At 43.1% G+C, this 12576-nt stretch carries 9 protein-coding genes; 5 read left to right on the forward strand and 4 right to left on the reverse strand.

The annotated features are described in order from the left end of the window. Positions 1 to 266 precede the first annotated feature (266 nt). The 4 genes from nagA to asnB all read left to right on the forward strand — a co-directional run bounded on the left by nagA (position 267) and on the right by asnB (position 6243). The gene (gene nagA, locus AACU59_RS10430) at positions 267 to 1403 is read left to right on the forward strand and encodes an N-acetylglucosamine-6-phosphate deacetylase (protein WP_026028127.1); all 1137 of its coding nucleotides are present in this window, start codon (positions 267 to 269) and stop codon (positions 1401 to 1403) included. Positions 1404 to 1405: 2 nt separating this feature from the next. Beyond that, positions 1406 to 2620: a DNA-binding transcriptional regulator NagC gene (gene nagC / locus AACU59_RS10435; protein ID WP_026028126.1), complete on the forward strand. Its 1215-nt coding sequence runs from the start codon at positions 1406 to 1408 to the stop codon at positions 2618 to 2620. Positions 2621 to 2719: 99 nt separating this feature from the next. Further along, positions 2720 to 4306, forward strand: coding sequence for a cation:proton antiporter family protein (locus AACU59_RS10440; RefSeq protein ID WP_161437757.1), 1587 nt, complete (start codon positions 2720 to 2722; stop codon positions 4304 to 4306). A gap of 272 nt (positions 4307 to 4578) precedes the next feature. Next, entirely contained in the window at positions 4579 to 6243 is a 1665-nt protein-coding gene (asnB, locus tag AACU59_RS10445) for an asparagine synthase B (RefSeq protein WP_017045499.1), read from the forward strand. 81 nt (positions 6244 to 6324) lie between these two features. On the opposite strand, the gene rfaH is transcribed toward asnB, so the two are convergent. Then, positions 6325 to 6825, reverse strand: a complete 501-nt coding sequence (gene rfaH / locus AACU59_RS10450) for a transcription/translation regulatory transformer protein RfaH (RefSeq protein ID WP_013857303.1) — start codon at positions 6823 to 6825, stop codon at positions 6325 to 6327. A gap of 307 nt (positions 6826 to 7132) precedes the next feature. Between rfaH and AACU59_RS10455 the strand changes: the two genes are divergently transcribed. Then, positions 7133 to 8521 carry a peptide MFS transporter gene (locus AACU59_RS10455; RefSeq protein WP_026028956.1) on the forward strand — a complete coding sequence of 463 codons (1389 nt, stop codon included), beginning with the start codon at positions 7133 to 7135 and terminating at the stop codon, positions 8519 to 8521. A 91-nt stretch (positions 8522 to 8612) separates the two neighbouring features. On the opposite strand, the gene hemH is transcribed toward AACU59_RS10455, so the two are convergent. The 3 genes from hemH to htpG form a co-directional block, all read right to left on the reverse strand. Beyond that, on the reverse strand, positions 8613 to 9578 hold the full coding sequence (hemH, locus tag AACU59_RS10460; RefSeq protein ID WP_019280865.1) for a ferrochelatase: 966 nt from the start codon (positions 9576 to 9578) through the stop codon (positions 8613 to 8615). A 115-nt stretch (positions 9579 to 9693) separates the two neighbouring features. Beyond that, on the reverse strand, positions 9694 to 10338 hold the full coding sequence (adk, locus tag AACU59_RS10465) for an adenylate kinase (RefSeq protein WP_013857306.1): 645 nt from the start codon (positions 10336 to 10338) through the stop codon (positions 9694 to 9696). Positions 10339 to 10656: 318 nt separating this feature from the next. Further along, positions 10657 to 12564 (reverse strand): molecular chaperone HtpG, encoded by a 1908-nt coding sequence (htpG, locus tag AACU59_RS10470; RefSeq protein WP_094145281.1) that lies wholly within the window; start codon positions 12562 to 12564, stop codon positions 10657 to 10659. Between the last annotated feature and the right edge of the window lie 12 nt (positions 12565 to 12576).

The raw sequence follows: 12576 nt of genomic DNA on the forward strand, positions 1-12576 counted from the left end.
ATATTTGCCTGTTTCATCGTCGAATAGCATGTAAGCTAAACAACCCCGACTGGCTTTTTTCGTATAAAATGCAAACTATAACCATCAAATAACCCAGTCAAAACGAGCACTTAATTTTAATGTCATCCAGCATTGGCTGTTTGCTAGCAAGATAATTCGCGACCTAATTGAAGTAAGAAAAGAAAGCACCGTACTGGCACATTCCACCTTTCATTTCGTCGCCTCGCCAAATTTATAAAATATTGATAGATAAGGATTTGATGATTATGTACGCACTAACTAACTGTAAAATCTACACTGGCAGTGATGTGCTAGTTGACCATGCTGTGATTATCAACAACGAGTTGATTGAAGCGGTCTGTCCTATTGCGGATTTACCACAAGATATAGCGACACAAGATTTAAATGGTGCAAACCTAAGCCCAGGCTTTATCGACCTGCAATTGAATGGTTGTGGCGGTGTGATGCTGAATGATGAAGTAACCGCGACTACGATGCAGATCATGCATAAAGCCAACCTAAAATCAGGATGTACAAGCTTTTTGCCAACGTTAATCACCTCTTCAGACGAAGACATGCGCAAAGCGATTTCTGCCGCACGTGAATATCACTCTCAATATAAAAACCAATCACTGGGTTTACACCTTGAAGGGCCATATCTTAATGTGATGAAAAAGGGCATTCACAGTGTGGATTTCATCCGCCCTTCAGATGACAACATGATCGCCACTATGTGTGAAAATAGCGATGTGATTGCTAAAGTGACATTGGCGCCAGAGCACAACAATCCAGAACACATTGAACGTTTGGTGAAAGCTGGCATTGTGGTATCGATTGGTCACACTAACGCAACTTATACCGAAGCACGTAAAAGCTTTGAATCAGGCATCACCTTTGCCACACACTTATTTAATGCCATGACGCCTATGGTTGGACGTGAACCCGGTGTCGTTGGTGCAATTTATGACACCCCAGAAGTTTATGCTGGCATTATTGCTGATGGATTTCATGTTGATTATGCTAACATCAGAATTGCTCACAAAATCAAAGGTGAAAAGCTTGTATTAGTGACCGATGCCACAGCTCCTGCAGGCGCTAACATGGATTACTTTATTTTTGTCGGTAAGAAAGTATATTACCGTGATGGTAAGTGTGTTGATGAAAACGGCACACTGGGCGGCTCAGCACTCACTATGATTGAGGCAGTGCAAAACACTGTTGAGCACGTTGGTATCGCATTGGACGAAGCTCTGCGGATGGCAACTCTGTATCCGGCAAAAGCAATTGGTGTGGATCACAAACTAGGCCGAGTAAAAAAAGGCATGGTGGCGAACCTCACTGCATTTGATAGAGACTTCAATGTTCAGGCGACGGTTGTTAACGGACAATACGAGCACAATTGATAATGAATGGCGGACAAATAGGTAACGTAGATTTAGTCAAACAACTCAACAGCGCAGCAGTGTACCGATTGATCGACCTACAAGGTCCGATATCTCGTATTCAAGTTGCCGATGTGAGCCAACTTGCTCCAGCAAGTGTTACAAAAATAACCCGCCAACTTCTAGAACGCGGCCTCATTAAAGAGGTCGCACAACAAGCCTCTACTGGCGGACGTAGAGCCATCTCCTTAACAACCGAAGTCGCCCCTTTTCACTCTGTCGCCGTACGTTTAGGTCGAGATTACATTCAGCTCAGCCTGTATAATTTAGGGGGCAAAGAACTCGCGTCGGACTATCACGAGTTTCACTATTCTCACCAAACACAATTAATTGAGGGACTCCTTTTCCACCTCAATACCTTTATCAAACAACAGCAAGAGCGAATCGAACAGTTCATTGCCATTGGTATTGCCCTACCCGGCTTAGTCAACCCAGAAACGGGTGTCGTAGAGTACATGCCCAACATTGCTATTGATGCACTCGCTTTAGGTGACATCATTCGTGATAATTTTCATGTTGAATGTTTTGTTGGCAACGACGTGCGCGGTATGGCGCTTGCCGAACATTATTTTGGTGCCAGCAAAGACTGTCAAGACTCTATCCTAGTCAGCGTTCACCGAGGAACTGGGGCTGGCATTATCGTCAATGGTCAAGTATTCCTAGGCTATAACCGTAACGTGGGTGAAATTGGTCATATCCAAATCGACCCACTCGGCGAACAGTGTCAATGCGGAAATTTCGGCTGTTTAGAAACGGTAGCCGCAAACCCGGCTATTATATCTCGTGTTAAAAAACTGATTGCTCAGGGCTATGAATCTAGCCTAGCGAATATAGAGAGCATTACCATCAATGATGTATGTGAGCACGCCAATCTCGGTGATGAGCTAGCAAAACAGAGCTTAATTCGAGTGGGTAATCAACTCGGTAAAGCCATAGCGATGACCATTAACTTGTTCAACCCACAAAAAGTGGTAATTGCAGGTCAAATTACAGCCGCTCAAGAGATCGTATTCCCCGCGATTCAACGAAATGTAGAGAATCAATCACTCAAAACTTTCCACACCAATTTACCCATAGTCGCGTCGCAGATTGATAAACAACCAACCATAGGTGCATTTGCTATGATTAAACGGGCAATGTTAAATGGTGTTTTACTTCAAAAATTACTTGGCGATTAAGCAACCGATTGAATTATAATAAAAGGCTGTGTCGTCATGACACAGCCTTTTTTACAACCAAAACATTATTTTTAAACCAAAGCATTACTAAAGGAATTTATGGAACTTATCCTAATTTCAACGGCTTTTTTCGCAGGGTTTATTGCCTTGAAATGCAATTTACCTCCGTTGGTTGGCTTTTTAGTTGCTGGGTTTGGCCTTAATGCTGCTGGCTACCACAGCAGCGATACCATTCTGACCCTAGCCGATCTAGGGGTTACCTTATTGCTGTTCACAATTGGACTTAAGCTAGAGATTAAAACCTTACTTGCGAGAGAGATTTGGGCTGGTGCCACGGTTCATAACCTCCTTTCGACAGGGATTTTCAGCATTGCTTTATTGATATTCAAATATTTAGGGGTTAGCTCTCTGGCCTCCATGTCAATTGAACAATTAGTTCTGCTTGGTTTTGCTTTGTCATTCTCCAGTACTGTTTTTGCGGTGAAATCACTGCAAGAGAAAGGAGAAATGAACGCGACATACGCCACTATCGCCATCGGTATTCTTGTGATGCAAGATATCTTTGCTGTCATATTTTTAACCGTCTCGACAGGAAAACTTCCTCATTGGTACGCTGCCACTTTATTGATCCTACCCTTTATGCGACCACTATTTTACAAACTGCTCGACTGGGTTGGTCACGGTGAAATGCTTGTTCTGTTTGGTATATTTTTTGCCTTAGTGGTCGGAGCAGGATCATTTGAATTGGTTGGGATGAAACCCGATCTTGGTGCTCTGATTTTAGGCATGCTGCTAGCAGGCCATCGCAAAGCATCTGAGTTGTCAAAATCACTCTTTAATCTAAAAGAGCTGTTTCTCGTCTGCTTTTTCCTCAACATTGGACTATCAGAACAGCCCACAATGACTGGGTTTGCGCTCGCATTGTTGCTCTTACTGCTGCTTCCCATCAAAGGTATCCTCTATTTTTGGGTACTCAACCGCTTTAAATTCCGAGTGAGAACCTCATTGTTAGCCACCTTGTCTTTATTCAATTTCAGTGAATTCGGACTGATTGTGGGGGGGCTTGCTTTCAAAATGGGATGGATGTCGGGTGACATATTGGTCGCACTGGCCATTGCGGTATCCATTTCATTTGTAATCGCAGCCCCAATAAGCCGTAAAGGCCATGAACTCTATCAACATTCACGGCAATGGCTCAAAGAACATGCCGCTGAAAAACTCAACACCAAAGATCAATTAATTAATCCAGGCCATGCTCAGGTACTCATATTAGGGATGGGCCGCATCGGTACCGGTGCATATGATGAGTTGCGCTCTCGTTATGGCAAAATAAGTTTAGGCATAGAAGTCCGAGAAGAAGTTGCTCATGATCATCGCTCACAAGGGCGCAATGTTATTGCTGGTGATGCAACCGACCCTGATTTTTGGGAGCGTATTCTAGACACTGGTAATGTAAAACTCGTACTGCTTGCTATGCCGCATCATCAGGGTAATCAAATCGCGCTATCGCAGTTACAACACCGTAGTTTTAAAGGACAAATCGCAGCCATCGCCGAATACCCAGACCAATTGGAATCACTATTGGAAAGTGGTGTTGATGCGGCATTCAACATTTATAGCGAAGCGGGTAGCGGTTTTGCCCGTCACGTATGTAAACAGCTCCAACCTAATTTTACTAAACCGTAATAATGTCTAGGTAAGCCATCGCAATTTTTAGGTAAAACATTGTCATTTCTATGCCCAACTCAATACGGCCCCAGAGCTTAGTTGGGCATAATTTACCCACCACCGCTCAAAAATAGAAAACAAATAGAAAAAATTCATACAAAGCGCACATTAATTAAATAAAATTCACCAAGATGCATCTTATGTGATATTAACGACACCATATGGTTGCTTTTTTTAACCAGAATGGCAAATTAGGTCCAACAGATTAAAAATCATCAAAAGGAAGTTGTATGTGTTCTATATTTGGCATTCTTGATATTAAAAGTGATGCAACAGCGTTACGCCCAATAGCGCTAGAGATGTCTAAAAAAATGCGTCACCGCGGCCCTGACTGGTCTGGCATCTATGCTTCAGAAAAAGCAATCTTGGCTCATGAGCGCCTTTCTATTGTCGGTTTAAACAGCGGCGCACAACCACTTTACAGCCCAAATAAAAAGCACATATTAGCGGTCAATGGTGAGATTTATAACCACAAAGAAATTCGTGCTCGTTACCAAGGTAAATACGATTTTCAAACCGACTCTGACTGTGAAGTGATATTAGCGCTTTATGCAGACATGGGTGCCGCGCTGCTTGAAGAACTCAACGGCATCTTTGCCTTTGTGCTCTATGATGAAGAAAAAGATGAGTACCTCATCGGGCGTGACCATATTGGTATCATTCCTCTTTACCAAGGCCATGACGAACACGGTAACTACTACATTGCATCCGAAATGAAAGCTTTGGTAAGCATTTGCAAAACTATCAGTGAATTTCCTCCTGGTAGTTACTACAGCTCGAAAGAGGCAGGTGCACAACGCTACTATATTCGAGATTGGAATGAATATGCGGCAGTCCAAGGCAATAGCAGCAGTAAAGAAGAGCTAAAACAAGCATTAGAAGCGGCCGTGAAGCGCCAACTGATGACAGATGTACCTTATGGTGTTTTGCTTTCTGGAGGATTGGACTCTTCAATTACGTCAGCCATTGCGAAACGTTACGCTGCAATGCGAATTGAAGATGATGAACAATCAGAAGCATGGTGGCCACAGCTTCACTCTTTTGCGGTGGGTTTAGACGGTGCCCCAGACCTTAAAGCGGCTCGCGAAGTTGCTGAAAAAATTGGCACTGTACACCACGAAATGACTTATACCATCCAAGAGGGTTTAGATGCTATTCGTGATGTTATTTACCATATTGAAACGTATGACGTGACGACAATTCGAGCCTCTACTCCGATGTATTTGATGGGGCGAAAAATCAAAGCCATGGGTATCAAAATGGTACTTTCCGGCGAAGGAGCGGATGAGATCTTCGGTGGTTACTTATACTTCCACAAAGCACCAAACGCGCAAGAATTCCACGAAGAAACGGTGCGTAAACTGCTGGCGTTGAACTTGTTTGACTGCGCTCGCGCTAATAAATCTTTAGCGGCTTGGGGAGTGGAAGGACGCGTTCCTTTCCTAGACAAAGAGTTTATTGATGTTGCAATGAGGCTTAACCCTGCTGACAAAATGTGTGGCAATGGCAAGATGGAAAAACACATTCTACGTGAGTGCTTTGAAGATTATCTGCCAGCCTCGATTGCTTGGCGTCAAAAAGAGCAATTTTCCGATGGTGTGGGCTATAGCTGGATTGACACACTAAAGAGTGTTGCTGAAGAAAAAGTTACCGATCAACAGATGGAAACAGCAAAATACCGCTTCCCATATAATACTCCAGCGACAAAAGAAGGGTATGTTTACCGCGAGATCTTCGAAGAGCTGTTCCCGTTAGAGTCTGCTGCACAATGCGTTCCTGGAGGTCCTTCTGTAGCTTGTTCTTCCGCCAAAGCAATAGAGTGGGATGAATCCTTTAAAAATTGTATTGACCCGTCAGGCCGAGCTGTCAAAGCGGTGCATAATGAAGCGTACTAACCAAAACGCTGGCTAATAAAGCAAATAAAAGGCGCAAAATGCGCCTTTTATTTGTCTAAAGAGCTTACTGTAGAGAGTCAATCACGAATCTAATTCTAAATGTTTATTATCAATGCTCATCGGTATCACTTGGCTGATCATTTTAACCAGCATAATCGATCGCGTCTCACCATCGGGCTCTTGGTAAATGGCATCAATTCCTGAGAACTGCCCACCCTTAAGTCGAACTACCTGCCCTTTTTCTGGAATATTGAACGATGCTACCGGTAATTTTAACTGGTCGAGTAACTTCAATTCCTCGATCAAATCACTGTCCAACTCCTTCGGATGTGAACCAAATCGGATGAAATCAACCACACCGCGAGTAGAGCGCACACTAGTAAAGGTTGGGCCAATTTCAAAATCAAAGTAAATGAACATATAGGAGGGAAAAAGTGGCTCTTTGACAACTTGCCGCTTACCCCGAAGAATTCTCTCTAGTTCAATTTCTGGGTAGAAACATTCGACACCTTGGTTTTCAAGGTGTGCTTTAGCACGCCTCTGATCGCCACGTTTACAATACAACAAATACCAACGTTTCATTTTATTCCTAGCTACTGCTTTTCTTTTTCTTGAATCCTAACACCATCCTCCTCCTCAATAAACGGCTAATAAACTGAACACAAAAATAAACCCTTAATGTCCGAACAAGGCAAATTCAAATAATCAGTAATGAAAGATAAGTTTTCATAACGCAACAAAACTTTGAGCATTGATAGACATGCATTTTAAAAACAATGAGTTAGTTAATAATACCAGAATAAAATACTGATTTTACTCATTGCGATACGCTAAAAGCCCATGTATATCTAAAGCACAATTTTTCTCATCTCAAATACTAATAATTCTTATGACAAACCAACATCAATACTTTGGGCACCCAAGGGGCCTATTTTTACTTTTTGGCACAGAGCTATGGGAGCGTTTTTCGTATTATGCGATGCGCGCCATTTTGGTACTTTATCTTACAGACGCAACGATGAATGGCGGTCTAGGTTGGTCGACTAAAGATGCTCTCGATCTTTACGGCACCTATACAGGGCTAGTCTACATCACACCGCTTATTGGTGGTTACCTTGCAGATAACTACCTTGGGCAACGCCGTTCTATTTTATTGGGTGGAGCGTTAATGGCCATTGGCCAATTTACGCTGGCACTGCCTGCAGATGTGCTAGGCATTGGCTCTCTACACACTTTCTATTTAGGCCTTGCACTGCTTATCTGTGGTAACGGTCTATTTAAGCCCAATATCTCAACAATGGTTGGTGACCTATATAATGAAGGTGATAACCGTCGTGATGGCGCGTTCACCATCTTCTACATGGGGATCAATTTAGGTGCGCTACTTGCTGGTGTGATCTCTGGTTCAGTTACTAACTCATTTGGTTGGAAAGCCGGTTTTGTGGCCGCTGGTATTGGTATGCTGATCAGCCTTGTGATGCAAATGGCAATGGCTCAATCATGGCTTGGTAATATTGGCCGCGAACCAGCAGCTAAGCGCGATCTAAAACTGAAAAAATCAGCAAATAAAGAACCACTAACGAAAGCAGAAGTAGATCGTATCAAAGTTATCCTTGTGATGAGTTTGTTTACTATTGTTTTCTGGGCGGGTTTCGAACAAGCTGGTGGTTTAATGAACATTTACACGCAGCAATACACTGATCGTATGATGGGCGGTTTTGAGATACCTGCGGCTTGGTTCCAATCGTTAAATCCATTTTTCATTATTACTCTTGCCCCTGTATTAGCCGTATTATGGGTAAAATTAGGTAAGCGTGAACCAAACTCGCCAATGAAGTTTGCATTAGCGATGTTCTTCTTAGCCCTAGGCTTCCTATGCATGGTTGGTGCGGTTATGGAGCAAGGTGGTGACACTACCGTAAAAACATCAATGCTATGGCTTGTCGGTGCCTTCTTCTTCCATACCTTGGGCGAACTGTGTCTATCACCAATTGGTCTATCGCTTGTCACTAAACTAGCCCCACTACGCCTTGCTTCATTAATGATGGGAGCATGGTTCGGTTGTAACGCAATCGCGAATTATGTAGCAGGCCATGTAGGTTCTCATGTGGGAGAGCTTGGTGCGATGGCTATCTTCAGCGGTATTGCAGTAACAGCAACCATTGGCGGCGTCATTTTACTGTTGTGCTCTAACACGCTCGTTCGTTGGATGCACGGTGCAGAAAGAGCCACAAGCTACGCTGAAGAAATTGAGGAGCAACAAGCTCAGTTGGTTTAGCTTCAAATATACCTAGTGGTAATTCAAGAATAATAATGACAAACGGTCACGCTATAGTGACCGTTTTTGTACCAGAAAAGAATTCAACTCATCAGCGCTTAACTAAGGAAGCCATCATTTCTATATGCATTGCCGAATCATTTAGGCACTCAATGTAGGTAAACAATTCTCCACCAGCATGTATAAAGGTTTCTTTACCTTGCTCAGCTATCTCTTCTAGGGTTTCTAAACAATCCACCGAGAAGGCGGGTGTGATGATATCCAACTTTTTAATACCGCGGCTTGGCAGAGCCTCTAATGTTTTATCCGTATAAGGCTGTAGCCACTCTTCACGTCCAAAAATAGACTGATAGGTCATACCGATTTGGTCAGCATTCAAACCAAGTTCTTGTGCCAAAAGTTCTGTGGTTTTTTGGCAGTGCTGTGGGTAGATATCACCGTTATCGGCATATCGCTTAGGGATACCGTGGTAGGAACAAAGCAAATAGTCACCTTGCCCGTTACGTTGCCAAGAGTCACGGACTTTACTCGCCAAAGATCGTATATAAGCAGGGTGATTATGATAATCACGAATAAAACGTAAATTGGGCGTCACAGGGATACGTTTCATCGCTTTGGCAAGGCCATCAAACACGGCAGCCGTAGTAGTACCAGAATATTGAGGGTACAGAGGCAGCACCACAATCTCTTCAACACCACGCTCCAATAATGTGTTGATACCCTCTAAAAGGCTTGGTGAACCATAGGTCATACCAAGTTCCACTGGTGTACCGAGATACTGTTCTAACGCTTGCACTTGGCGTTTAGAGTACACCATCAAAGGAGAGCCTTCTTCCATCCAAACAGATTGATATAACTTAGCAACCTTGGGGGCTCGCAGCGGAAGAATCACACCATGTAATAATGGACACCAGATCCAACGACTCATATCAACCACACGCTGGTCATGTAAAAATTGGCTTAAAAATCGTTTTACTGCCGATGCCGTCGGTTCACTCGGCGTTCCCAAGTTAACCAATAGCACACCCTGTTTTTGATTATTTTGCATTACTTCCATTCATCCATTTCATTGTTAATTATTGAGTACGAATTTGCGGTAGGAAAGTTCATAAAAAAAGCGACCTTTAGGTCGCTTTCACTATAACAAAGTTAACAAGCCTATACTGAGCCAATTATGCTAATGCTTTCTCAATATCAGCGCTAACTTGAGCAACTGGCTTAGTGCCATCAAATTTTAGGTATTTCGTATTACCCATTTGTGCTTCTTTACCGTAGTAAGTGATCAGTGGCGCTGTTTGCTCGTGGTAAACACCTAAACGAGCACGAACGGTTTCTTCTTTGTCATCATCACGAACGACAAGATCTTCACCTGTTACGTCATCTTTACCTTCCACTTTTGGCGGGTTGTAAATGGCGTGGTAGGTACGACCAGAAGCCAAGTGAGCACGACGTCCCGCCATACGCTCAACAATAACGTCATCGGCAACATCAAACTCAATCACATAGTCAACATTAATACCCATTGCTTTTAAGCCATCAGCTTGAGGAATCGTGCGAGGAAAACCATCGAGTAAAAAGCCCTTTTCACAATCAGCTTGGGTGATGCGTTCTTTGATTAAGCCAAGGATGATTTCATCAGAAACAAGTTGACCAGCATCAATCACTGATTTCGCTTTTTTGCCAAGTTCAGTACCTGCTTTAATCGCAGCACGTAACATATCACCAGTAGAGATTTGTGGAATACCGTACTTCTCCATGATGAATTGAGCTTGAGTGCCTTTACCTGCACCGGGAGCACCTAGAAGAATGATGCGCATGTTTAATCCTCTTTAGAAAATTATGATTTATACCGAAGCTCACAACCAGATGAGACTTAAAACCAACGGTAAGTTTCGGTATAACGGTAATGAGATGAGTGAATAATAATTCGGCGAGCAACATACACAGCTTACCGATCGCATTCAAGCGATGCATTCTAACATACAAATTTAAGCGACTAACCAGATTAAGACTAAAGAATATAATCTTGGCCGGATGTTCGCTGCAAGTTTGCCTAAAATATCGCTCGTTCTCAGCAGAGAATCGCTATTCAAAGCAAAAAGCTCGCAGTTGCGAGCTTTTTGTTAGCCAGTTAGCTATTCAACCTTAGTCAAAAGCTGATTAATTGCGGTTAAGAATTGTGACGGATCTTCCATCGAACCACGCTCAGCAAGCGTCGCTTGACCTAGTAAAACTTCAACCCAGCGACCAAATACTTGCTCATCCGCTTCATCGGCCATCCGTTTCACTAACGCATGTTCAGGGTTAAGTTCCAAAATATACTTCACCTCTGGTACCGGTTGACCAGCCGCAGCAAGCAATTTTGCCATCTGCGTACCCATCTCATAATCGTCGGTCACAACAACCGCTGGAGTACTTGCCAGTTTAAAAGTAGTTCGAACCTCTTTGACACGATCGCCAAGGTACTGCTTCGTACGTTCAACCACCGATTTAAACTCTTCTTCAGTCTCTTTATGCTTCTCTTTTTCCGCTTCATCTTCGAACTGGCTCAGATCTAGCCCTGCTTTGGTGATGGATTGGAACATTTTTCCATCAAACTCAGTGAGGTAGTTCATCAACCACTCATCAATGCGATCAAACATTAAAATAACTTCGATACCTTTGGCTTTAAACTGCTCTAGGTGTGGGCTATTTTTGGCCGCTGCATAGCTATCAGCGGTGAGGTAGTAGATTTTATCCTGCCCCTCTTTCATCCGTTCAACATAAGCCGCTAAACTAACCGTTTGCTCTGCTGAGTCAACCTCGGTCGAGGCGAAGCGCAATAGGCTGGCGATCTTCTCTTTATTAGCAAAATCTTCTGCAGGCCCCTCTTTGAGTACCAAACCAAACTCTTTCCAGAAGGTTTGATATTTATCAGCATCATTGCTCGCCATACGTTCAAGCATGGTCAATACACGCTTGGTACAAGCATTACGCAATGATTGAGTCACCTTGTTATCTTGTAAAATCTCGCGTGAAACATTAAGCGGTAAATCGTTTGAGTCGATTAAACCACGGACAAAGCGCAAGTAGGACGGCATAAATTGCGCAGCATCATCCATGATAAATACACGCTGAACATAAAGTTTCAAGCCTGATTTATGATCACGATTCATCATATCCCAAGGTGCTTTCGCTGGAATATAAAGTAGGCTGGTATAATCGTTTTTACCTTCTACACGGTTATGGCTCCACACCAGTGGGTCAGCATAATCATGGGAAACGTGTTTATAGAACTCTTGATACTCTTCATCACTGATTTCTGACTTAGAACGCGTCCACAACGCCTGTGCTTTGTTGATTTGTTCCCACTGGGTCTCTTCAGTCTCATTACCTTCGTCATCACGAACCTTGGTTTGGATAGAAACTGGAATTCCAATGTGGTCTGAATATTTAGAAATCACATCACGCAGACGCCATTCAGAAAGGAACTCTTTGCCTTCCTCTCGCATGTGCAAAATGATATCGGTTCCACGAGACTCTTTATTAATGCTTTCTACTGTATATTCACCTTCACCTTGTGAATACCATTGAACCGCTTCGTTAGCAGGTAAACCCGCAGCGCGAGTTCTTACAGTGACCGCATCTGCGACGATGAAGGCCGAGTAAAAACCCACCCCAAACTGACCGATAAGCTGAGAGTCTTTAGATTGATCTTGGGATAGTTTAGAGAAAAACTCCGCTGTGCCGGATTTTGCAATCGTACCGAGATGTTCAATGACATCTTCGCGGCTCATACCAATACCGTTATCTGAAATGGTCAGCGTATTCGCTTGGGTATCAAACGATAATTTAACGCCTAAGTTGGCATCACCTTGATATAAATCGGCATTAGACAACGCTTGAAAACGAAGTTTATCCGCAGCATCAGAGGCATTTGAAATTAATTCGCGAAGGAAGATCTCTTTATTGGAATAAAGAGAGTGAATCATAAGATGAAGTAACTGTTTGACTTCAGATTGAAAACCACGAGTTTCTTTATTGATAGTAGCCGTTTCGCTCATACTAGCTCCATA

It is taken from the genome of Vibrio sp. V23_P3S9T160 (assembly GCF_963886625.1).
Taxonomy (GTDB): Bacteria; Pseudomonadota; Gammaproteobacteria; order Enterobacterales; family Vibrionaceae; genus Vibrio; species Vibrio anguillarum.